This window comes from Aeromicrobium sp. JJY06, assembly GCF_044069275.1.
Lineage (GTDB): Bacteria > Actinomycetota > Actinomycetes > Propionibacteriales > Nocardioidaceae > Aeromicrobium > Aeromicrobium tamlense.
In genome coordinates, this window is record NZ_JBIMRD010000001.1 from 732,949 (window position 1) to 753,260 (window position 20,312).

The 20,312-nt window shown below is 70.2% G+C and carries 19 protein-coding genes and 1 tRNA gene; 2 read left to right on the plus strand and 18 right to left on the minus strand.

The annotated features are described in order from the left end of the window. Nucleotides 1-6: 6 nt before the first annotated feature. Both ACGWYL_RS03715 and ACGWYL_RS03720 read right to left on the minus strand, forming a co-directional pair. Nucleotides 7-303: a hypothetical protein gene (locus ACGWYL_RS03715; RefSeq protein ID WP_395486470.1), complete on the minus strand. Its 297-nt coding sequence runs from the start codon at nucleotides 301-303 to the stop codon at nucleotides 7-9. Between the two features lie 89 nt (nucleotides 304-392). Continuing rightward, nucleotides 393-474 (minus strand) — tRNA-Tyr (locus ACGWYL_RS03720). A gap of 101 nt (nucleotides 475-575) precedes the next feature. Between ACGWYL_RS03720 and ACGWYL_RS03725 the strand changes: the two genes are divergently transcribed. Beyond that, nucleotides 576-1,067, plus strand: a complete 492-nt coding sequence (locus tag ACGWYL_RS03725; RefSeq protein ID WP_179422674.1) for a YajQ family cyclic di-GMP-binding protein — start codon at nucleotides 576-578, stop codon at nucleotides 1,065-1,067. Nucleotides 1,068-1,404: 337 nt separating this feature from the next. On the opposite strand, the gene ACGWYL_RS03730 is transcribed toward ACGWYL_RS03725, so the two are convergent. Further along, nucleotides 1,405-2,613 carry an MFS transporter gene (locus ACGWYL_RS03730; protein ID WP_395486471.1) on the minus strand — a complete coding sequence of 403 codons (1,209 nt, stop codon included), beginning with the start codon at nucleotides 2,611-2,613 and terminating at the stop codon, nucleotides 1,405-1,407. A gap of 61 nt (nucleotides 2,614-2,674) precedes the next feature. Between ACGWYL_RS03730 and rarD the strand changes: the two genes are divergently transcribed. After that, a complete protein-coding gene (rarD, locus tag ACGWYL_RS03735) occupies nucleotides 2,675-3,607 on the plus strand; it encodes an EamA family transporter RarD (protein WP_179422670.1) in 933 nt (310 codons plus the stop codon). A gap of 47 nt (nucleotides 3,608-3,654) precedes the next feature. Here the strand turns inward: rarD and ACGWYL_RS03740 are convergent, their stop codons facing one another. The 15 genes from ACGWYL_RS03740 to ACGWYL_RS03810 form a co-directional block, all read right to left on the minus strand. Next, nucleotides 3,655-4,641, minus strand: coding sequence for a polyprenyl synthetase family protein (locus ACGWYL_RS03740; RefSeq protein WP_395486472.1), 987 nt, complete (start codon nucleotides 4,639-4,641; stop codon nucleotides 3,655-3,657). Nucleotides 4,642-4,679: 38 nt separating this feature from the next. After that, on the minus strand, nucleotides 4,680-6,323 hold the full coding sequence (gene nuoN, locus ACGWYL_RS03745; protein WP_395486473.1) for an NADH-quinone oxidoreductase subunit NuoN: 1,644 nt from the start codon (nucleotides 6,321-6,323) through the stop codon (nucleotides 4,680-4,682). Beyond that, complete coding sequence (locus ACGWYL_RS03750) at nucleotides 6,320-7,858, minus strand: NADH-quinone oxidoreductase subunit M (protein ID WP_179422664.1); 1,539 nt, start codon at nucleotides 7,856-7,858, stop codon at nucleotides 6,320-6,322. Before ACGWYL_RS03750 ends, nuoN begins: the two co-directional genes overlap by 4 nt. Then, nucleotides 7,855-9,732 (minus strand): NADH-quinone oxidoreductase subunit L, encoded by a 1,878-nt coding sequence (nuoL, locus tag ACGWYL_RS03755; protein WP_395486474.1) that lies wholly within the window; start codon nucleotides 9,730-9,732, stop codon nucleotides 7,855-7,857. Before nuoL ends, ACGWYL_RS03750 begins: the two co-directional genes overlap by 4 nt. 10 nt (nucleotides 9,733-9,742) lie before the next feature. Further along, entirely contained in the window at nucleotides 9,743-10,036 is a 294-nt protein-coding gene (gene nuoK, locus ACGWYL_RS03760; RefSeq protein WP_179422660.1) for an NADH-quinone oxidoreductase subunit NuoK, read from the minus strand. After that, nucleotides 10,033-10,866, minus strand: a complete 834-nt coding sequence (locus ACGWYL_RS03765; RefSeq protein WP_331283449.1) for an NADH-quinone oxidoreductase subunit J — start codon at nucleotides 10,864-10,866, stop codon at nucleotides 10,033-10,035. Before ACGWYL_RS03765 ends, nuoK begins: the two co-directional genes overlap by 4 nt. Then, nucleotides 10,863-11,417 (minus strand): NADH-quinone oxidoreductase subunit NuoI, encoded by a 555-nt coding sequence (gene nuoI, locus ACGWYL_RS03770; protein ID WP_179422656.1) that lies wholly within the window; start codon nucleotides 11,415-11,417, stop codon nucleotides 10,863-10,865. Before nuoI ends, ACGWYL_RS03765 begins: the two co-directional genes overlap by 4 nt. A gap of 2 nt (nucleotides 11,418-11,419) precedes the next feature. Further along, nucleotides 11,420-12,682 carry an NADH-quinone oxidoreductase subunit NuoH gene (nuoH, locus tag ACGWYL_RS03775; protein ID WP_395486475.1) on the minus strand — a complete coding sequence of 421 codons (1,263 nt, stop codon included), beginning with the start codon at nucleotides 12,680-12,682 and terminating at the stop codon, nucleotides 11,420-11,422. Between the two features lie 76 nt (nucleotides 12,683-12,758). Next, nucleotides 12,759-15,149, minus strand: coding sequence for an NADH-quinone oxidoreductase subunit G (locus ACGWYL_RS03780; protein WP_179422652.1), 2,391 nt, complete (start codon nucleotides 15,147-15,149; stop codon nucleotides 12,759-12,761). After that, a complete protein-coding gene (gene nuoF, locus ACGWYL_RS03785; RefSeq protein WP_179422650.1) occupies nucleotides 15,146-16,456 on the minus strand; it encodes an NADH-quinone oxidoreductase subunit NuoF in 1,311 nt (436 codons plus the stop codon). Before nuoF ends, ACGWYL_RS03780 begins: the two co-directional genes overlap by 4 nt. Then, nucleotides 16,453-17,262: an NADH-quinone oxidoreductase subunit NuoE gene (gene nuoE, locus ACGWYL_RS03790; RefSeq protein ID WP_269303793.1), complete on the minus strand. Its 810-nt coding sequence runs from the start codon at nucleotides 17,260-17,262 to the stop codon at nucleotides 16,453-16,455. The genes nuoF and nuoE overlap by 4 nt, the downstream gene beginning before the upstream one ends. Then, on the minus strand, nucleotides 17,259-18,596 hold the full coding sequence (locus tag ACGWYL_RS03795) for an NADH-quinone oxidoreductase subunit D (protein ID WP_269303795.1): 1,338 nt from the start codon (nucleotides 18,594-18,596) through the stop codon (nucleotides 17,259-17,261). The genes nuoE and ACGWYL_RS03795 overlap by 4 nt, the downstream gene beginning before the upstream one ends. Beyond that, the gene (locus tag ACGWYL_RS03800) at nucleotides 18,596-19,309 is read right to left on the minus strand and encodes an NADH-quinone oxidoreductase subunit C (protein ID WP_395486476.1); all 714 of its coding nucleotides are present in this window, start codon (nucleotides 19,307-19,309) and stop codon (nucleotides 18,596-18,598) included. The genes ACGWYL_RS03795 and ACGWYL_RS03800 overlap by 1 nt, the downstream gene beginning before the upstream one ends. Further along, complete coding sequence (locus ACGWYL_RS03805) at nucleotides 19,306-19,860, minus strand: NADH-quinone oxidoreductase subunit B family protein (protein ID WP_179422642.1); 555 nt, start codon at nucleotides 19,858-19,860, stop codon at nucleotides 19,306-19,308. The genes ACGWYL_RS03800 and ACGWYL_RS03805 overlap by 4 nt, the downstream gene beginning before the upstream one ends. After that, a complete protein-coding gene (locus ACGWYL_RS03810) occupies nucleotides 19,860-20,219 on the minus strand; it encodes an NADH-quinone oxidoreductase subunit A (protein WP_179422640.1) in 360 nt (119 codons plus the stop codon). Before ACGWYL_RS03810 ends, ACGWYL_RS03805 begins: the two co-directional genes overlap by 1 nt. Nucleotides 20,220-20,312: the final 93 nt, after the last annotated feature.

A 20,312-nucleotide genomic window follows, 5' to 3' on the forward strand; every position in this document is an offset into this window, starting at 1 on the left:
GTGGGGTCAGCGGGGGTCGCCGTCGACGACCACGCCGCCGAGCAGCCGCTCGACCGTGAAGCGCGCCTGGGCCGGCGACGGCACCGGGGCGTCGACCTCGGCCGCGGACTCCACGTCGTGGCCCAGTGCGGCGATCGCCCCGCGGCGGGCGTCCTCGAGAGCGGCCGCGACCTCGGCACGGGAGTGTCCCCCGGCGGGGCGACCGGCCTCCTCGAGCAGGTCGAGCTCGTACGCGTCGGGCACGAGGTCGTAGAGGGCGTGCAGCGTCCAGTCCTCGCCCGGGCGGTCGTCGGTGGCGCTCATGCCACCGACGATAGGGGCCACCACCGACGGATGTGGGGGTGGGAAAGGGACGAGCCCCCGACCGTCTCCGGTCGGGGGCTCGCGTCACGTGGCAGGTAGAGGATTCGAACCTCTGAAGGCAATGCCGGCTGATTTACAGTCAGCTCCCTTTGGCCGCTCGGGCAACCTGCCGCGACAGTCTGCAAGATTACCCCAGCGTCCCGCCGGGCCCGAAATCAGGGCCGCCTCGGAGCACCGCTCCCGCGCGGCGCGGCAGGCCGTAGGGTGGCCCCATGGCCGACTCCTCCTTCGACATCGTCAGCAAGATCGACCGCCAAGAGGCCGACAACGCCCTCAACCAGGCGGTCAAGGAGATCTCGACGCGCTACGACTTCAAGAACACCAACGCCTCCATCGAGTGGAAGGGCGAGTGGGGCGTGGAGATCACCGCGAACGCCGAGGAGCGCGCCCGCGCCATCCTCGACGTCTTCCAGACCAAGCTGGTCAAGCGGAACATCAGCCTCAAGGCCTTCGAGGCCGACGAGCCGCGCCAGTCGGGCAAGGACGTCAAGATCAACGGCACCTTCGGCGAGGGCATCAGCACCGAGCAGGCCAAGAAGGTCAGCAAGCTGATCCGCGACGAGGGGCCCAAGGGCGTGAAGGTGCAGATCCAGGGCGACGAGCTGCGCGTCACGAGCAAGTCCCGTGACGACCTGCAGGAGGTCATCGCGCTGGTCAAGAACGCCGACCTCGACTTCGCGGTGCAGTTCACCAACTACCGCTGATCCCCGGCCGCGGCGCCCGCCGCCTCTCGCTTGTTACTCGTCCGTCCCGTGGCGGGGCACTGGCGCATGTTCCGGGCAGTGTAGAGAATCTCCCCACGGGGACCCCCGACCCCGAGGTCCGCTCTTCCCCGGCAGCGGATCACTGAAGAGGCCCCAGGTGACTCCCTCCCTGGGGCCTCTGCCTGCTCCCCGTCGTGTCGCGCAGTCTCCGCATTCTCCGGAAACTCGTTGAGGATTGAACTACATTCGAACGCGCGGGCCGTTGGGGAAGACCGCCCGCACTGGGGGAAAGGCCCCGGTGCCCGGTGGGAGGACGGCATCGGGGCACACCTCCCGACTACCGCTGAACCGTGACGCCGCGCTGGCGGGCGGCGCCCGCCACGAGGACCGCGGCGAGCAGCATGACCGCCGCGGCCGTGACGAGGGCCCACGCGGCGCTGAGCTCGCCCGCGACGAACCCGAGCGCCACTCCCCCGGCCGAGGCCGAGCCCAGGAACGCCATCGAGGTGACCGAGAGCGCCGTGGCGCGGTTCGCCTCGGTGACACGGTCGTGCACGAGCGCGTTGTACGCGGCGCCGAACGACGTGTGCACGAGGTAGCAGAGCCAGAAGCCCGCGATCAGCGCGACCGGGCCGCCGGCGATCGCCATGATCGCGAGACCGATCGCCTCGGCGGCGCCGAGGATCGGCGCGAGGACTCCCGGCCCGACCTCGCGCAGCACCCGAGAGGCCACCGTGGCACCGAGCGCCGCCAGGCCCCACGCGATCGACGACACGATGCCGAGCACGGTGCCCGCGCTGCTGGTGTCGGACGAGAACTCGGCGAGCCGCACCGGCATCAGCAGCTCGAGCCCCGCGACGGCAACACCGCACAGCAGCATCGCGGCGGTCAGCAGGCGCAGACGGCGGCCGAAGGCGATCCGCACGCCCGAGACGAGCGTCGCGCGCCAGCCGGGCGCGGCCTCCTCGGTGTGCTGGACCGACTCCATCAGCAGCCGCGCGCACCCGATCTGCACGACGACGATGGCGATCGACAGCGTGTAGGGCACGGCCAGCGCGACCCCGTCGGACCACGGGGCGACGTAGAGCAGACCCGCGGTGAGCACCGAGCCGACCGCGATGGCTCCGCTGATGACACCCCCGGCCAGGGCGAGTGCGGAGGGCACCTCGTCCGAGGCGCCGCGGGCGTTCTCGGCGTCGACGAACCACGACTCGAGCGCCCCGCTGTCGAGGGCCCTGAACAGGCCGCTGACGGCCCACGCCAGCGCGAACGCCAGCACCGACTGCGCCACGAGCGTGAGGCCGTAGGCCGCGATCGCCGCGACGCCCGACGCGATGAACACCGGCCGACGCCCCCACGAGTCCGCGAGCGCCCCGCTGGGGATCTCCATGACCAGCACGACGACGCCCTGCGCGGCCATCGCCAGGCCGACCTCGGCGATCGTCAGACCGCGCTCCAAAGGCAGCAGCAGGGACACCGGCATGAGGAGCCCGGTGGCCAGCCAGCGCAGCCCGAGCAGCAGCAGGAACCGGCCTCTCACCCCCATGCCACGACTCTAGGACCACCCGCGGGGAAGACGGCGGCAGGAAAGGGTGTTGACTCAGCACGTGGCGACGACCAATTCCGACTCCAAGGCAGGGCTGATCTACGGGACGGCCGCCTACCTGTGCTGGGGCTTCTTCCCCCTCTACTGGCCCCTGCTCGAGCCCGCGTCGGCGTACGAGGTGCTCGCGCACCGCATCGTCTGGACCTTCGTCTTCTGCCTCGGCCTGCTGACCATCGCACGCAAGTGGGGCGCGTTCCGCGCGATCATCGGCCAGCGTCGGCTCATGGTGCCGCTCGCGCTCGCCTCGGTGGTCATCACCATCAACTGGGGTGCGTTCATCTGGGGCGTCACCAACGGTCACGTCATCGAGACAAGCCTCGGCTACTTCATCAACCCGCTCATGACCGTGCTGCTCGGCGTCTTCGTCCTGGGCGAGAGCCTGCGGCGCCTGCAGTGGGTCGCGGTCGGGCTGGGCATCCTCGCGGTGGTCGTGCTGACCGTGGACTACGGCCGCCCGCCGTGGGTCGCCCTCGTGCTGGCCACGAGCTTCGCGACCTATGGATTCCTCAAGAAGCGCGCGAACCTCGGCACGATCGAGGCGCTCTCGGTGGAGACGACGATCCTCACCCCGTTCGCCATCGCCTTCCTGGTGTTCCTCGGGGTCAACGGCACGCTGGCGTTCGGGCACGAGGGCGCGCTCAACACGGTGCTGCTGATGGGCACCGGCATCGTCACCGCGATCCCGCTGCTGATGTTCGGCGCCGCCGCGATCAGGCTCTCGCTCACGACCATCGGCATCCTGCAGTACCTCGGACCGATCCTGCAGTTCATCTTCGGGCTGACGATCTTCGGCGAGCACATGGGCACGGCGCGCTGGATCGGCTTCGTGATCGTGTGGGCGGCGCTGGTGATCTTCACCTACGACGCGATGCGCACGCGGCGTCGCGCCAAGCGCACCGCCGACGAGTGCGCGGCTGAGTCGACCGCGATCTGACCGCCTCCCCCGCGAGTGCGCGGTTCCGGCCGGCGGCGGAGGGCTGGTCAGCCGAGGCGGTCGGTGGCGCGGGTGCAGATGTCGTCGAGGGCGTCGCGGGCCGGGCCGGCCGGGAGCTTCGCGAGCAGGGCGCGGGCCGCGTCGGCCTCGGCACGGACGTAGGCGCGGGCGCGGTCCATCGCCGGGTGCTCGCGCAGGGCGCGGATGACCCACTGGACGTCGTCCTCGTCGGCGATCGGGCCCGAGAGCAGCTCGCGCAGGCGCTCGTCGCCCTCCACCGGCGCGGCCTGCACCAGCAGGGTGGGCAGCGTGGGCACGCCCTCGCGCAGGTCGGTGCCGGGCACCTTGCCCGAGTCGTCGGCGTCACTGGCGACGTCGATGATGTCGTCGGCCAGCTGGAAGGCGACGCCGATGCGCTCGCCGAACTCCAGCAGCGTGGCCTCGACGTCCTCACCCGCACCGGACATCATCGCGCCGAAGCGCGCGGCGGTGGCGATCAGCGAGCCCGTCTTGTCGGCCACCACCGAGAGGTAGTGCTCGAGCGGGTCGTCGTCGGGACCGGGACCGAGCGTCTCGCGCAACTGGCCGTGCACCAGACGGGCGAACGTCTCGGCCTGGATGCGGACGGCCTCGGGACCGAGGTCGGCCACGAGGGACGAGGCACGCGCGAACAGGAAGTCGCCCACCAGGATCGCGACCGAGTTGTTCCAGCGCGCGTTCGCGCTGGGAGCACCGCGGCGCATGGACGCCTCGTCCATCACGTCGTCGTGGTACAGCGTGGCGAGGTGCGTCAGCTCGACCACGACGGCCGCCGGGACGATGTCCGGAGCGGTGGGGTCGCCGAACTCGGCGCACAGCACCGTGAGCAGGGGGCGGAAGCGCTTGCCACCGGCCTGCAGCAGGTGCGAGGAGGCCTCGGCGACGAGGGGCTCGGGGCTGTGGGCCGAGGTGACGAGCAGGTCCTCGACCTGCTGCACACCGGCCGAGACCCGCTGCTCCAACGCGTCATCCGCGAACGACCCGACGCTGGCCACGTCCCACTTCCTTCCCACGACCGCCGACGACATGCCCGCTAGCGCACGAAGGCGCCGGCGTTCTGGGCCAGATCGAGCATCGGACCCGGCAGGAGGCCGAGCACGACCGTCGTGATCACGGCCAAGGCAATCACCACGGTAGTCGTCACGCCCGCGACGGCCACGGTCGGCCCATCACCGACGGGGTCGGTGAAGAACATCAGCACGATCACGCGGACGTAGAAGTAGGCCGCGACGGCGCTGCACAGCACGCCGATGACGACGAGGAGCCAGGCCCCACCGCCCCACGCCGCGCTGAAGACGGCCCACTTGCCGATGAAGCCCGCGGTGAGCGGGATGCCCGCGAACGACAGCATGAACACGGCGAACGAGCCCGCCAGGAACGGCGACTCCTTGCCGAGTCCGGCCCACTTCGACAGGTGGGTGGTCTCGCCCGCGGAGTCGCGCACGACCGTGACGATGGCGAACGCGCCGATCGTGGCCACGCCGTACGCCAGCAGGTAGAACAGCACCGAGGAGACCGACGTGATGGACAGGCCCTCCTGGTCGCCGAGGTAGGCGCCCGAGAGGCCCACCGTGAGGAAGCCGGCGTGCGCGATCGACGAGTACGCCAGCATGCGCTTGACGTCGGTCTGGCTGATCGCGACGATCGAGCCGACGAGCATCGTGAGGACCGCGACGACCCACAGGACGGGCCGCCAGTCCCACGACGCTCCGCCGAAGGCCACGAAGAGCACGCGCATCATGGCGATGAACGCGGCGGCCTTGGTGGCCGCGGCCATGAAGGCCGTGACCGGCGTCGGGGCGCCCTGGTAGACGTCGGGGGTCCAGCTGTGGAACGGCACCGCGCCCACCTTGAACAGCAGGCCCACCAGCAGCAGCCCGATGGCCGCGAGCAGGATCGCGGTCTCGTCGCCGCGCGCCGAGACGGCCGTGTTGATCTCGGTCAGGTTGAGGCTGCCGGAGTAGCCGTAGGCCAGCGCCGCGCCGTAGAGGAAGAACGCCGACGAGAACGCACCCAGCAGGAAGTACTTCATCGCCGCTTCCTGGCTGAGCAGGCGACGACGACGCGCCACGCCGCACAGCACGTACAGCGGCAGCGACAGCACCTCGAGGGCGACGAACATCGTGATGAGGTCGTTCGAGACCGCGAACAGCATCATGCCGGCCAGCGCGAACGTCGCCAGCGGGAAGACCTCGGTGTGCTCGAGGCGGGCCGTGGTGGCCTCGGTCTCGCCGGGCGAGCCCGGGGCATCGGCGGCGCGGCCGATGAAGTCGCTGAGGCCGCCCTCGTGGCTGCGCTCGGCGAACATCAGGAACGACAGGATGCCGAAGATGAGCAGCATCGCCCACGTGAGGACGCCGGGACCGTCGACCGCGACGGCGCCCTCGCCCCCGACGGAGCCCAGGGCCGCCCAGCGACCCTCGGGCACCTCCTCGAGCCCGAGGTAGACCCACACGGTGAGGCCGAGCGTGATGATCGAGCCGAGCACCGCGACGACGGTCTGGGCGACGAAGCGCGCCCGGCGGGGCGCGACGACCTCCACGACGAGGCCGATCATCGCGACCGCGGCGATCGCGATCAGCGGCGACAGCTGGCCGTAGTCGAGGTCGGCCGCGGGGATGTCGGGGCCGTCGGCGGCCAGGGACCCGGGCAGGACGGACGCGAGCGTGCCGATCATTCGTGGGCTCCTTCCGTCTGGTCTGCGAGGTCGATGGGCGCGCGCTGCGGCGGATCGCCGACCCCCACCGTGGCCACGACCGGCTCGACGGCCGGGTCGATCACCTCGAGCAGCGGCTGGGGCACGAAGCCCAGGCCGATGATGAGCACGAGCGCGGGCGCGAGCGCCCCCACCTCGCGGCGCGACAGGTCGGTGAACCCGGCAGTGCCCTCGTTGAGCGGGCCGGTCATCGTGCGCTGGTACATGAGCAGGATGTAGACCGCGGCCAGCACGATGCCCAGCGTCGCCACGGTGGCGATCGGGATCGAGCGGCTGAAGGTGCCGACGAGCACGAGGAACTCCGACACGAACGGCGCCAGGCCGGGCAGCGAGAGGCTCGACAGGCCGCCCACGAGCAGCACGCCGGAGAGCACCGGGGCGACCTTCTGGACGCCGCCGTAGTCGCTGATGCGCGCCGAGCCGCGGCGGGCGATCATCATGCCCGCGACGAGGAACAGCACCGCGGTGGAGAGACCGTGGTTGAACATGTAGAGCACCGAGCCGGTCATCGACACCGACGTGAAGGCGAAGATGCCCAGGATGATGAAGCCGAAGTGCGACACCGACGTGAGCGCGATGAGGCGGCGCAGGTCGTCCTGGCCGATCGCGAGCAGCGCGCCGTACAGGATGCTGATGACCGCGAGGACGAGCACGACCGGGCTGGCCCACTCCGAGGCGCCCGGGAACAGCTCGAGGCACCAGCGGATCATGCCGAACGTGCCGATCTTGTCGATCACGCTGACCATCAGCACCGAGGTGCCGGGCGTCGCCGAGGCGGCCGCGTCGGGCAGCCACGTGTGCAGCGGCCACAGCGGCGCCTTGATCGCGAACGCGATGAAGAAGCCCAGGAACAGCAGGCGCTCGGTGGACTGCGACATCTCGAGGCTCATGAGGTCGGCATGCAGGAAGCTCGGGCCGCCCTGCTGCGTGGAGAGCACGTACAGACCCACGACCGACGCCAGCATGAGCAGGCCGCCGACGAGGTTGTAGACGAGGAACTTCACCGCGGCGTAGCTGCGCTGGCCCGTGCCGTGACCACCGATCAGGAAGTAGATCGGGATCAGGGTGGCCTCGAACAGCACGTAGAACGTGAAGACGTCGGTGGCGGCGAACACGCCGATCGCGAGCGCCTCCAGCACCAGCATCAGCGCGAAGTACGAGTTCGTCCCCGCGGGGTCGTCCTCCTTGTCGCGCCACGAGGCCAGCAGCACGATCGGCACGAGGACGGTGACCAGGAAGATCATCGTCAGGCCGATGCCGTTGACGCCGAGTGCCCAGTGGGCGCCGATCGCACCGATCCACTCGTACTCCTCGGTCAGCTGGTAGCCGCCGCTCTCGATGTCGAACCGCGCGAGCAGCGCGAGCGACATGACGAGGGTCAGCAGCGACACGGCGACCGCGACGTACCGCGGCAGGACGGCGTCGACCGTGCGCGGCAGCAGCGCCACGACGAGCGCGCCGATGAGCGGGACGGCGATCAGCAGGGACAGCATCATGCGAGCGTCACCGCCAGCAGGCCCAGCAGGACCACGAGAGCACCTCCGAGCACCATCAGTGCATAGGAACGGACATAGCCGGTCTGCGGCTTGCGCAGCTCGCCGGAGACTTCACCGATGCGGTCGGCCGACCCCGACACGAGGCCGTCGATGACCTTCGCGTCGGCCCAGACGAGGGCTCGGGTGAGGTGGGTCGCGGGGCGGCCCACCAGCGCATCGTTCACGTTGTTGCCGTACAGCTCGGCGCGACCGGCCCGCGTGAAGATCGAGACCTCGGAGTCGGCGGGCGCCGTGTCGGCGATCTCGCGGCGTCCGTACAGGACCCACGCGAGCGCCACGCCGGCCGCCACGACCGCCAGCACGATGAGTGTGATGACGAAGATCGGCACCCCGAACTCGTGATGCTCGGTGTGGCCGGTGGCCGGCTCGAGCCACTTCTCGATCCAGTCGCCGAACGCCATCACGCCGGCCAGCAGCGAGAGCGCCGCCAGCACGATCAGCGGCACGGTCATCACGGCGGGCGACTCGTGCGGGTGCACGTCCTCGCGCCAGCGCTTCTCGCCGAAGAAGGTCATCAGCATGAGGCGCGTCATGTAGAACGCGGTGATGCCGGCGCCGATCAGGGCGGCGAGGCCCACCCAGATGTTCTCGCCCAGGGCCGCCTCGATGATCTTGTCCTTGGAGAAGAAGCCCGAGGTGCCCGGGAACCCCAGGATCGCCAGGTAGCCGATGCCGAACGTGTAGAACGTGATCGGCATGGCCTTGCGCAGGCCGCCGTAGTGGCGCATGTCGACGTCGTCGTTCATGCCGTGCATGACCGAGCCGGCGCCGAGGAACATGTTGGCCTTGAAGAAGCCGTGCGTCAGCAGGTGGAAGATCGCGAAGGCGTAGCCCGCGGGGCCGAGGCCGGCGGCGAGCATCATGTAGCCGATCTGGCTCATCGTGGAGCCGGCGAGCGCCTTCTTGATGTCGTCCTTCGTGCAGCCGATCCAGGCGCCGGCCAGCAGCGTGATGAAGCCGACCGCGATGACGAAGCTGCGCGCGGTCTCCGAGGCGTCGAAGACGTCGTGCGAGCGGACCACCAGGTAGACGCCGGCGGTGACCATGGTGGCGGCGTGGATGAGCGCCGAGACCGGGGTGGGGCCCTCCATCGCGTCGAGCAGCCAGGCCTGCAGCGGGAACTGCGCCGACTTGCCGCACGCGCCCAGCAGCAGGAGCAGGCCGAGCGCGGTGGCGACGTTGCCCGAGACCGAGTGGACCTGCGCGTTCACCGCGGCGATCGAGCTGGTGCCGAACCAGGCGAACATCGTCATGATCGCCAGGGCCATGCCGAGGTCGCCGACGCGATTGAGCACGAAGGCCTTCTTCGCGGCGGCCGCGGCCGACGGCTTGTGCTGCCAGAACCCGATGAGCAGGTAGGACGCCAGGCCGACGCCCTCCCAGCCGAGGAACAGCACGAGGTAGTCCGCTGCCAGGACGAGCGTCAGCATCGCCGCGATGAACAGGTTCAGGAAGGCGAAGAAGCGGCGGCGGCGCGGGTCGTGCGCCATGTACCCGATCGAGTACACGTGGATGAGCGTGCCGACGCCGGTGATCAGCAGGACGAACAGGCTCGAGAGCGTGTCGAACGTGAACGAGAAGTCCACGTGGAAGCGGCCCGCGTCGATCCACGTGCCGAGGGTGGTGGTGACCGAGCGGTCGCCGGAGTCGCGTCCGGCGAGCTCGATGAACATCACGAGGCCCAGCACGAACGACGCGGCCGAGCACGCGGTGGCGATGAGGTGACCGAAGCGGTCGGACTCCTTGCCCCACGTCAGCAGCAGCGCTGCGCCCGCCAGGGGGATGGCGATGAGCAGCCAGGAAAGTTCCAGCACGGCGTCTCCCTCAGGCCTTCAGCAGGTTCGCCTCGTCGACCGAAGTCGTCCGACGCGTGCGGTAGATGGACACGATGATGGCCAGGCCGATGGTGACCTCGGCGGCGGCGACGACCATGACGAAGAACGCCGCGACCTGGCCGTCGAGGTTGCCGTGCTGGCGCGCGAAGGTGACGAACGCGAGGTTCGTGGCGTTCAGCATGAGCTCGACGCACATGAACACGACGATCGCGTTGCGGCGTACGAGCACGCCGATCGCGCCGATCGAGAACAGCAGCATCGACAGGGTGAGGTACTCGGTCATGGCGTGACCCCCTCATCGTCGTCAGTGTCGGGCTTTCGGGTGTCGGGCTTCTCGGTGGTCAGCGGACGCTCGTCGGGATCGATGTCGCTGGCCGAGATCTCGCCGACCACGTGGGTGACGTCCTCGGCGCCGTGCACCTCGAACTGGTGGCGCGACACGAGCGTGCCGGGCACCGACTCGGGCAGCGGCGTGCCGTCGGGCAGCAGGGCCGGGGTGTCGACCGCGTTGTGGCGGGCGAAGACGCCGGGCGTGGGCGCGTTGCCGGGGTGCTTGCCGGACTCGGCGTAGTCGCGCATCCGGCGCTCCTGCAGCTCGGCCTGCGTGGGCGGGTCGACGAGGCGCTCGCGGTGCGCCAGCACCATGGCGCCCAGCACCGCGACGATCATCAGGGCCGCGGTGAACTCGAAGGCGATGACGTACTTGCTGAACAGCAGCGAGGCGAGTCCGTGCACGTTGCCGTTCGCGTTGGCCTCGCCGATGCCGACGACCGCCGAGGAGACCGACTGCGCGACCGCGAGGGCCAGCACGAGCGCGAACAGGATGCCCACGACCACGGCGGCCGCGCGCTGGCCCTTGATCGTCTCGACGACCGAGTCGGCGGTCTCGACGCCCACGAGCATCAGCACGAACAGGAACAGCATCATGATCGCGCCGGTGTAGACGATGATCTGCACCGCGAACAGGAACGGGGCGCCCTGCGCCGCGTAGAGCATCGCGAGGCTGATCATGACGACCGCCAGGCACAGCGCCGCGTGCACGGCCTTGCGCGCGAAGATCAGGCCCATCGCCGCCAGCACCATGACCGGGGCGAGGATCCAGAACGCCGTCACGAGGTCGCCTCCGTGCCGCTCGTGGTCTCGACGATCGGCAGCGACTTCCCGCGGTAGTAGTCCGTGTGGTCGTCGCTGATGAGCATCTCGTGCGGCGGCTCGACCATGCCGGGCAGCAGCGGCGCCAGCAGGTCGGACTTCTCGTAGATCAGGTCGGCGCGGTTGTCGTCGGCCAGCTCGTACTCGTTGGTCATCGTCAGCGCGCGCGTGGGGCAGGCCTCGATGCACAGGCCGCACAGGATGCAGCGCAGGTAGTTGATCTGGTAGACGCGGCCGTACCGCTCACCGGGGCTGAAGCGCTCGTCCTCGGTGTTGCTGGCGCCCTCGACGTAGATCGCGTCGGCGGGGCATGCCCAGGCGCACAGCTCGCAGCCGACGCACTTCTCCAGGCCGTCGGGCCAGCGGTTGAGCTGGTGACGTCCGTGGAAGCGCGGCGCCGTGGGCACCTTCTCGAACGGGTACTTCTCGGTGACGGGCTTCTTGAACATCGTCCGGAACGTCACGCCGAAGCCGGCGATCGGGTCCCAGAGCGTCTCCTTGAGCGTCGTCATGGTCACACTCCCCCATCGGTGGGTTGCGAGGTGGTCGGTGCGGAGGAAGCGGTGGCGCGCTGCGAGGGCAGCGGCGGCACCGGGTAGCCGCCGGCGAAGGCGTCGAACTCCGCGGGCTCCGGCTCGGGCTCCTCGTCCTCGTCGTCCCGCGAGGGCAGGAAGAAGGTGACGATGAGCAGCGCGCCGGCGACCGCCGCGGCGATCAGCATGGCGTTCTGGTCGAGCATGTCCTCGACCTGGAGCTTGCGGATGAACGCCAGCGCGACGATCCAGCCCAGCGCGATCGGGATGAGCCACTTCCAGCCGAAGTGCATGAACTGGTCGTAGCGCATGCGGGGCAGGGTGCCACGCAGCCAGATGTACATGAAGATGAAGCCGAGCGTCTTGAGGAAGAACCACAGGACGGGCCAGTAGCCCTCGTTCGCGCCCTCCCAGATCCGGGCGATGCCGAACGGGGCGCGCCAGCCGCCGAGGAACATCGTGGTGGCCAGCGCCGCGACGGTGACCATGTTGATGTACTCGGCCAGGAAGAACATCGCGAACTTGAACGACGAGTACTCGGTGTGGAAGCCGCCGACCAGCTCGCCCTCGGCCTCGGGCAGGTCGAAGGGGGCGCGGTTGGTCTCGCCGACCATCGCGATGACGTAGATGATGAACGACGGCAGCAGCGGTATGAAGAACCAGATGTCCTCCTGCGCCGCCACGATCTCCGACGTCGACATCGAGCCGGCGTAGATGAACACCGCGACGAGCGACAGGCCCATCGCCACCTCGTAGCTGATCACCTGGGCGCTCGAGCGCAGGCCGCCGAGCAGGGCGTAGATCGAGCCGGAGGACCAGCCGGCCAGCACGATGCCGTACACGCCGACCGAGGTGACGGCCAGGATGTAGAGCACCGCGACGGGCAGGTCGGTCAGCTGCAGCGGCGTCTCCTCGCCGAAGAAGTTCACGACCGGGCCGAACGGGATGACCGCCCAGGCCAGGAACGACGGCACCACCGCGATGATCGGGGCGACGTAGTAGACGACCTTGTCGGCGGCCTTGGGGAAGATCTCCTCCTTGAGGCCCAGCTTCACGCCGTCGGCGAGGCTCTGCAGCAGGCCGAAGGGGCCGTTCACGTTGGGGCCGATGCGGTGCTGCATGCGGGCCACGACGCGGCGCTCGAACCAGATGTTGAACAGCGTGTAGAGCACCAGGAACACGAAGATCAGCAGGGCCTTGAGGGCCACCACCCACCAGGGATCGTTGCCGAACAGCTCGCTCATGCCGCCACCTCCCAAGAGAAACGACGATAGGTCGGCGACGGCATGAGGTGTCCCATGCTCGCTCGCTGGCGCTCGCTCATGCGGTGCCTCCCGAGAGGACGACGCGGGCGCCGTGCCCGGCTCCGAGGGCGGCGCCGAGGTGGACGCCGGAGTTCGTGGGCGCCCAGACGACGCCGTCGGGCATGAAGGCGGCCTCCGCGACGAACGAGGCGGAGCCCGAGGGCCCGGTCAGGGTGGCCTCGGCGCCCGGGGCGACGCCGGCAGCGAGCAGCGTGGCCTCGCTGGCCCTCAGCACCGGGACGCGCGCGGTCTGGCGGTAGTGGTCGGCGCCGTCCTGGAGGCGGCCGTCGTCGACGAGCTGCTTCCAGGTGTCGAGCACGACCTTCTGCGCGGTGGACTTGGCGGCGGCCTGCTTGCGGGCGCGGAAGGCGGCGCGCTTGCCGTCCCACGGCCCGAGCTCGTGCCACTCGGCGGCGGCCTCGTCGACCGTGCGGATGCCGATCGGGCGACCCAGCTCCTCGGCGATGCCGGCCAGGACCCGCACGTCGGGAAGAGCAGGCGAATCGATCAGGACCTTCGCGAAGGGCCGCGGGCGACCCTCCCAGTTCACGAACGTGCCGGCCTTCTCGACCGGCGGCGCGACGGGCAGGACCACGTCGGCCAGCGCGGTGACGGCGGACTCGCGGACCTCGAGGCTGACGACGAAGTCGACGACCCGCAGCGCCTCGCGGGCGGCCGACGGATCGGCGAGGTCGTCGAGGTCGACGCCGCCCACGACGAGCGCGCCGAGCTCACCGGCGGCCGCGGCCGCGATGATCGCGTCGGTGTCGAGGCCGGCCTCGTCGGGCAGGCTCGGGACGCCCCAGTCGGCGGCGACGTCGGCACGCGCCTCGGCCGAGGCGACCGGGCGACCGCCGGGCAGCAGGGTGGGCAGGCAGCCGGCGTCGAGCGCCGAGCGGTCGCCGGCGCGGCGCGGGACCCAGGCCCAGCGGGCGCCGGTCTCGGTGGCCTTGGCGGCGACGGCGGAGAGACCGCCGGGGACCGTGGCGAGGCGCTCGCCGGCCAGGATGATCGCGCCGGGCTCGAGGGCCAGCTCGGCCAGCGCCGCGGGCTCCTGGCCGGGGATCGTCGGGACGAGCGTGCCACTCATCTTCGACAGGCCCCGCGTGGTGTGCGTGCCGAGGGCGACGACCTTGACGCCCTTGCGGCTGGCCTTGCGCAGGCGCAGGAACAGCGCGCCGGCCTCGTCCTCGGGCTCGAGGCCCACCAGGACGACCGTGGACGCCTTCTCGAGGTCGGCGAAGCGGACGCTCGCAGGCGTGCCGGCGACCTTGGCGGCGAGGAACTCGGTCTCCTCCTTGGCGGTGGCCCGCGTGCGGAAGTCGATGTTGTTCGTGCCGAGCGCGACCCGGGCGAACTTGGCGTACGCGTACGCGTCCTCGACCGTGAGGCGGCCGCCGGTCAGGACGGCCTTGCCGGCAGCGGCCGCGAGTCCGCGCGCCGCGACGGCGAGGGCTCCGGGCCACGACGTGGGCTCGAGCTCGCCCGTCTCGGGGTTGCGCACGAGCGGCGTGGTGAGCCGGTCGGCCTGGCGCGACCACGTGAACGCGAAGCGGTCCTTGTCGGTGATCCACTCCTCGTTGACCTCGGGGTCGTCGCCGGCGAGGCGGCGCATGACCTTGCCGCGGCGGTGGTCGACGCGGATGGCCGAGCCGCACGCGTCGTGCTCGGCGACCGACGGGACGCTGATGAGGTCGAACGGGCGCGAGCGGAAGCGGTAGTCGGCGCTGGTGAGCGCGCCCACCGGGCAGATCTGGATCGTGTTGCCGCTGAAGTACGAGCCGAACGGGACGTCCTCGGCGATGCCGATCTGCTGCTGGGCGCCGCGCTCGAGCAGCGCGATGAACGGGTCGCCCGCGATCTCGGACTGGAAGCGGGTGCAGCGCTGGCACAGGACGCAGCGCTCACGGTCGAGCAGGACGTTGCTCGAGAGCGGCAGGGGCTTGGGGAACAGGCGCTTGGTCTCGATGAAGCGCGACTCCGAGGCGCCGTGCGACAGCGCCTGGTTCTGCAGGGGGCACTCGCCGCCCTTGTCGCAGACGGGGCAGTCGAGCGGGTGGTTCGCCAGCAGGAACTCGAGGATGCCCTCCTGGGCCTTCTCGGCGACCGGCGACGTGACCTGCGTGCGCACGACCATGCCGGGCGCGACCTCGAGCGTGCACGAGGCCTGCGGCTTCGGCATCGGGCGGCCGTTGCCGGCGTCGGGCACCTCGACGAGGCACTGGCGGCAGGCGCCCACGGGCGCGAGCAGCGGGTGGTCGCAGAACCGCGGGATCTCGGTGCCGATGAGCTCGGCCGCACGGATCACCAGCGTGCCCTTGGGGACGCTGACCTCGACGTCGTCGATCGACAGCGTGACCAGGTCGACGGGCGTCGTGTCGGTCGGGTTCGGCTCGGTGACGGTCATCGGACGGCCTCCTTCGCGAACAGGGTCGAGGCGGCGGGCGGGAACAGCTCGCGGCTCGGCGTGGTCATGCCGGCCTCGAACTCCTCGCGGAAGTACTGGATCGCCGACGTGATCGGGCTCGTGGCGCCGTCGCCGAGGGCGCAGAACGCGCGGCCCAGGATGTTGTCGCACAGGTCGAGCAGCAGCTCGATGTCGCCGGACTGACCCTTGCCCTCGTCGATGCGGCGGAGCGTCTGCACGAGCCACCAGGTGCCCTCGCGGCACGGGGTGCACTTGCCGCAGGACTCGTGCTTGTAGAACTCGGTCCAGCGCAGGACGCAGCGCACGACCGACGTGGTCTGGTCGAAGATCTGCAGCGCGCGGGTGCCCAGCATCGAGCCGGCCGCGCCGACGCCCTCGAAGTCCAGCGGGACGTCGAGGTGCTCGGCCGTGAGCAGCGGCGTGGACGAGCCGCCGGGGGTCCAGAACTTCAGCTCCGAGCCCTCGCGCATGCCGCCGCCGAGCTCGAGCAGCTCGCGCAGCGTGATGCCCAACGGGGCCTCGTACTGGCCCGGCTTCGCGACGTGGCCCGAGAGGCTGAAGATGCCGTGGCCCTTGGACTTCTCGGTGCCCATCGAGGCGAACCAGTCGGCGCCGCCGGCGATGATGCCCGGCACCGAGGCGACGGACTCGACGTTGTTGACCACGGTGGGCGAGGCGTAGAGGCCCGCCACCGCGGGGAACGGCGGACGCAGGCGGGGCTGGCCGCGGCGTCCCTCGAGCGAGTCGAGCAGCGCCGTCTCCTCACCGCAGATGTAGGCGCCGGCCCCGGCGTGGACGATGAGGTCGAGGTCGTAGCCGCTGCCGTGGATGTCGCGGCCCAGGTGGCCGGCCTCGTAGGCCTCGCGCACCGCGGCGCGCAGGCGGCGGATCACGTGCAGCACCTCGCCGCGCACGTAGATGAACGCGGTGTGGGCGCGGATCGCGCGCGAGGCGATGATGACGCCCTCCACGAGCACGTGGGGGTTGGCCATCATGAGCGGGATGTCCTTGCAGGTGCCCGGCTCGGACTCGTCGGCATTGACCACGAGGTACTTCGGGTTCGGGTTGTCCTGCGGGATGAAGCCCCACTTCATGCCGGTGGGGAAGCCGGCGCCGCCGCGACCGCGCAGGCCGGCGTCCTTGACCTCCTCGATGATGGCGTCGGGGTCCATCGTGAGGGCCTTCTCGAGGCCGCGGTAGCCGCCGCGCTGCGTGTAGGCGTCGAGCGTCCAGGCGCGGTCGTCGGCCCAGTTGGCGGTGAGGACCGGGGTCAGCACGTCGGTCATTCGGTGTCCTCGCTCTCCTGCAGGTCGGCGCCACCCTCGACGTCGGTGTCCGTCTGGTCGGCCACGGTCTCGGACTCGGCGCGGCTCGTGTCCGCCTCGGCGACGGCCTCGGTGGCCGACTCGGGCGGAGCCTCGGAGCCGGACGCGTCGAGCGGCGGGGCCGCCCAGCCGCGCTGGTCGGCGATCTCGAGACCCACGAGCGAGGCGGGACCCGCGGCGGGGCCCTCGTCGACCAGACCGTCCTCGAAGCCGCCGATGACCCGCTCGGCCTCGCGCCACGAGGTGATCGTGGCGCCGCGTGTGGACTGCACGGTCTCGCCGGCGCGGAGCCGGTCGACGACGTCGATCGCGGAGTCGGGGGTCTGGTTGTCGAAGAACTCCCAGTTGACCATCATCACCGGGGCGAAGTCGCAGGCCGCGTTGCACTCGACGCGCTCGAGCGTGACCTGTCCGTCCTCGGTGGTCTCGTCGTTGCCGACGTCGAGGTGGCCGCAGAGACGCTCGAAGATCTCGTCGCCGCCCATCACGGCGCACAGCGTGTTGGTGCAGACGCCGACGTGGTGCGTGCCCATCGGACGGCGCTTGTACATCGTGTAGAAGGTGGCGACGGCGCTGACCTCGGCCTCGGTGAGGCCCAGGATCTGCCCGCACGCCTCGATGCCCTCGGAGGTCACGCGACCCTGCACGGACTGCACGATGTGCAGCATCGGCAGCAGCGCGCTGCGCGACTGCGGGTAGCGCGCCGCGAGCTCGCGGAGCTCGGCCAGCGTGGTCTCGCTCAGCGTCTCGGAGATCTGCTCGGTCACCGGTCAACGCCTCCCATCACGGGGTCGATCGAGGCGACCGCGACGATGACGTCGGAGAGCATGCCGCCCTCGCTCATCGCCGAGACGCCCTGCAGGTTCACGAACGACGGCTCGCGGAAGTGGACCCGGAACGGCCGGGTGCCTCCGTCGGACACCGCGTGGCACGCGATCTCGCCCTTCGGGGACTCGATCGGGAAGTAGGCCTGGCCGGCCGGCACCCGGAAGCCCTCGGTGACGAGCTTGAAGTGGTGGATCAGCGCCTCCATGGACTCGCCCATGATGTGCTGGATGTGCTGCGGCGAGTTGCCCTGGCCGTCGGCGCCCACCGACAGCTGCGACGGCCACGCGATCTTGCGGTCGGCGACCATGACGGGCTGGCCCTCGGTGCCGGCGAGGCGGTCGATGCACTGCTCGACGATCCGCAGCGACTCCCACATCTCCTGCTGGCGGATCATGAACCGGCCGTAGGCGTCGGGCTCGTCGCGGGTGACGACGTCGAACTCGTAGGTGTCGTAGCCCCAGTAGGGCTGCGTACGGCGCAGGTCCCAGTCCATGCCGGTGGAGCGCAGGATCGGGCCGGTGATGCCGAGCGCCAGCACCCCGGCGAGGTCGAGGCGGCCGACCTTCTGGAGGCGGCCCTTGAAGATCGGGTTGGCGTTGCAGAGCGCCGCGTACTCGGGGAGGCGCTTCTTCAGCAGGGCGACGAGGTCGCGCAGGTGCTGGATCGAGCCGTCGGGCAGGTCCTGGGCCACGCCACCGGGGCGGAAGTACGCGTGGTTCATGCGCAGGCCCGTGATCAGCTCGAACGCCTTGAGGATCTCCTCGCGGTCGCGGAAGCCGCACGTCATCACGGTGAGGGCGCCGATCTCCATGCCGCCCGTGGCGATCGCGACGAGGTGGCTGGAGATGCGGTTCAGCTCGAGCATGAGCACCCGGATGACCGTGGCGCGCTCGGGGATCTGGTCCTCGATGTCGAGCAGCCGCTCGACCGCACCGACGTACGCGGCCTCGGTGGAGAACGGCGCGACGTAGTCCATGCGGGTGCAGAAGGTCACGCCCTGGGTCCAGGTGCGGAACTCCATGTTCTTCTCGATGCCGGTGTGCAGGTAGCCGATGCCGGCGCGGGCGTCGCGGACCTGCTCGCCGTCGATCTCGAGGATGAGGCGCAGCACGCCGTGCGTAGAGGGGTGCTGCGGGCCCATGTTGATGACGAGGCGGTCGCCCTCGAGGGCGTCGGCCTCGATCGTGTCCCAGTCGCCGCCGGTGACGTTGAAGACGGGGCCGGAGGTGGACTCGGACGTGCCCGCGTACGGGTCGGTGGTGGTCTCGGTCATCAGCTGTACGACCTCCTGTTGTCCGGGGCGGGGATGAACCCGCCCTTGAACTCCACGTCGATGCCGCCCAGCGGGTAGTCCTTGCGCTGGGGGTGGCCGGGCCAGTCGTCCGGCATGAGGATCCGGGTCAGGTGCGGGTGACCGTCGAAGACGATCCCGAACATGTCCCACACCTCGCGCTCGTGCCAGTCGGCCGTGGGGTAGACCGCGACCACGCTGGGGACCGTGGGGTCCTCCTCGGGCGCGGTGACCTCGAGCCGGATCCGGCGGTTGTGGGTCATCGAGAGCAGGTGGTAGACCGCGTGCAGCTCGCGCCCGGTGTCGCCCGGGTAGTGCACGCCGCTGACGCCGCTGAACAGCTCGAAGCGCAGGCCCGCGTCGTCGCGCAGGTGCCAGGCGGCCTGGAGCAGCGACTCGCGGCGGATGAAGAAGGTGATCTCGCCGCGGTGGACGACGACCTTCTCGATCGCGTCGTGCAGGCCCTCGCCCGACGCGAGCCGCTCGGCGACCTCGTCGAACCAGCCGCCGTAGGGCGGCTGCGAGGCGCCGGGCATGACCACGGGACGGCGCAGTCCGCCGAAGCCGCTGGTGTCGCCGGTGCCGTGGACGCCGAAGGCGCCCTCACGGACCTCGATGACCTCGAGCTCGGTGGCGTCGCTCTTCTGCAGCTCGGCCCGCGTCTCGTGGGACGCGTCCTGGGTCTCATCGCTCATCGGAGAAGTCCCGTCTGCGAGGAGGTGGGCAGGGCGGCCAGGGCGGCGGCCTCCTGCTCACGGATCTCGGCGTTGCGGTCGGCGCCCAGCTGCGTGTGCTGGATCGAGTCGCGCAGCTTGAAGATCGCGTCGATGAGCATCTCGGGACGCGGCGGGCAGCCCGGCAGGTACATGTCGACCGGGACGACGTGGTCGACGCCCTGCACGATCGCGTAGTTGTTGAACATGCCGCCCGAGCTGGCGCAGACGCCCATCGCGAGCACCCACTTGGGGCCGGGCATCTGGTCGTAGATCTGGCGCAGGACGGGAGCCATCTTCTGGCTCACGCGACCCGCGACGATCATGAGGTCGGCCTGGCGCGGCGACGGCCGGAAGACCTCCATGCCGAAGCGGCCGGAGTCGTAGCGTGGCGCGCCGAACGTCATCATCTCGATGGCGCAGCAGGCCAGGCCGAACGTGGCCGGCCAGAACGACGCCTTGCGGAAGTAGCCGGCGAGGCCCTCGACGGTCGAGAGCAGCACGCCACTGGGGAGTTTTTCCTCGAGGCCCATCAGGTCCAGTCCATTCCCCCGCGACGCCACTCATAGACGTACGCGATCGTGATGTTGAGCAGGAAGAGCATGACGGCGAAGAACGCGAACCAGCTCAGCTCGTCGAAGGCGACGGCGAACGGGTAGAGGAACACGATCTCGATGTCGAAGACGATGAACATCATCGCCGTGAAGAAGTACTTGATGGAGACCTTGCCGCCGCCCTCGGGCAGCGGGCTCGGCTCGATGCCGGACTCGTAGCGATCCATCTTGGCCCGGTTGTAGCGAGCCGGGCCGGTGAACGGCGCGATGCCGACGCTGAACAGCGCGAACGCGAACGCGATGCCACCCAGCACCAAGATCGGGATGTACTCGTTCACGGCACCTCCAGTCACCCTCGGACGAACCTTGTGAAGATCTTCACAGGCTCAGTGGACCTCACTCTAGTAACACCGAGGGGCACGATGTGAGTT

Coding starts and splice junctions, on each gene's coding strand:
- ACGWYL_RS03715 (WP_395486470.1), bottom strand. CDS start 303: ATGAGCGCCACCGACGACCGCCCGGGCGAGGACTGGACGCTGCACGCC.
- ACGWYL_RS03725 (WP_179422674.1), top strand. CDS start 576: ATGGCCGACTCCTCCTTCGACATCGTCAGCAAGATCGACCGCCAAGAG.
- ACGWYL_RS03730 (WP_395486471.1), bottom strand. CDS start 2,613: ATGGGGGTGAGAGGCCGGTTCCTGCTGCTGCTCGGGCTGCGCTGGCTG.
- nuoN (WP_395486473.1), bottom strand. CDS start 6,323: ATGATCGGCACGCTCGCGTCCGTCCTGCCCGGGTCCCTGGCCGCCGAC.
- ACGWYL_RS03750 (WP_179422664.1), bottom strand. CDS start 7,858: ATGATGCTGTCCCTGCTGATCGCCGTCCCGCTCATCGGCGCGCTCGTC.
- nuoK (WP_179422660.1), bottom strand. CDS start 10,036: ATGACCGAGTACCTCACCCTGTCGATGCTGCTGTTCTCGATCGGCGCG.
- nuoI (WP_179422656.1), bottom strand. CDS start 11,417: ATGACGACGCTCAAGGAGACGCTCTGGGACCCGATCGCCGGCTTCGGC.
- nuoH (WP_395486475.1), bottom strand. CDS start 12,682: ATGAGCGAGCTGTTCGGCAACGATCCCTGGTGGGTGGTGGCCCTCAAG.
- ACGWYL_RS03780 (WP_179422652.1), bottom strand. CDS start 15,149: ATGACCGTCACCGAGCCGAACCCGACCGACACGACGCCCGTCGACCTG.
- nuoF (WP_179422650.1), bottom strand. CDS start 16,456: ATGACCGACGTGCTGACCCCGGTCCTCACCGCCAACTGGGCCGACGAC.
- ACGWYL_RS03795 (WP_269303795.1), bottom strand. CDS start 18,596: ATGACCGAGACCACCACCGACCCGTACGCGGGCACGTCCGAGTCCACC.
- ACGWYL_RS03800 (WP_395486476.1), bottom strand. CDS start 19,309: ATGAGCGATGAGACCCAGGACGCGTCCCACGAGACGCGGGCCGAGCTG.
- ACGWYL_RS03805 (WP_179422642.1), bottom strand. CDS start 19,860: ATGGGCCTCGAGGAAAAACTCCCCAGTGGCGTGCTGCTCTCGACCGTC.